Origin of the sequence: Thiolapillus sp. (assembly GCF_048562965.1) — a bacterium.
GTDB classification, from domain to species: Bacteria; Pseudomonadota; Gammaproteobacteria; order Chromatiales; family Chromatiaceae; genus Thiolapillus; species Thiolapillus brandeum_A.
In genome coordinates, this window is record NZ_JBHNMF010001133.1 from 1 (window position 1) to 853 (window position 853).

General features: G+C 57.9%; 1 protein-coding gene. It reads left to right on the forward strand.

Features of this window, described 5'->3' with window-relative positions; all coding sequences use genetic code 11:
* Positions 1 to 853: helicase-related protein (locus ACOCD2_RS22800; protein ID WP_419598541.1), on the forward strand; the 853-nt coding region annotated here is incomplete at both ends.

The window sequence follows — 853 nt, forward strand, 5'->3', positions numbered from 1 at the left end:
GCCGTGTGTCCATATTCCCGCCCCATGGGCTGGATATCGAGGACAACTTCTTCTCCGTCCAGCGTTCCATAGCGGATCGGCCCGGGCGCCGCTATCTGGGGGTCTGTTCGCCGGGCAGCTCGAGGCCGGCGATGTTGATCCGGGTCTATACAGCTTTCCTGACAGCGGCACAGGCATTGTTCGATCGTTTCGGGCAGGCGGCGGATCCCTATCTGACCATGGTCGGTTACTTCAATTCGTTGCGTGAACTGGGTGGCATGAAACGGCTGGCCGAGGACGATGTACAGACGCGGTCCTATCGTGTCCAGATGAGCCTGGTGGATCGCCCTGGGTTGGCCCAGCGTTCCGTTTACAACATCAAGGAATTGACGTCCCGGGTATCGAGTCAGGACATTCCCAAGTATCTCGACCAACTGGAGGTGAAGTTCAACGCTTCGTACGACAGTGAGAAAGAAGCGTATGTCACTCGATGGGACGAGAACGAGATGCGTGCCATCGACGTATTGTTGGCGACCAACATGTTGTCGGTGGGAGTGGACGTCAATCGCCTGGGCTTGATGGCGGTGAACGGTCAACCCAAGGGCACGGCGGAATACATCCAGGCCACCAGTCGTGTCGGGCGTCAGTTCCCGGGGCTGGTCTGTTCCGTGCTCACATGGGCACGTCCGAGGGACCTCTCCCATTACGAGACCTTCGAGCATTATCATGCGACCTTCTACAAACACGTGGAGGCACAGTCGGTGACGCCTTTCTCTCCCAGGGCCATGGATCGTGGTCTTACGGGAACCATGCTGAGTATCCTGCGTCTGGAGAACGACCTGTTCAACCCCAACAAAGGTGCCAGTGAACTGGA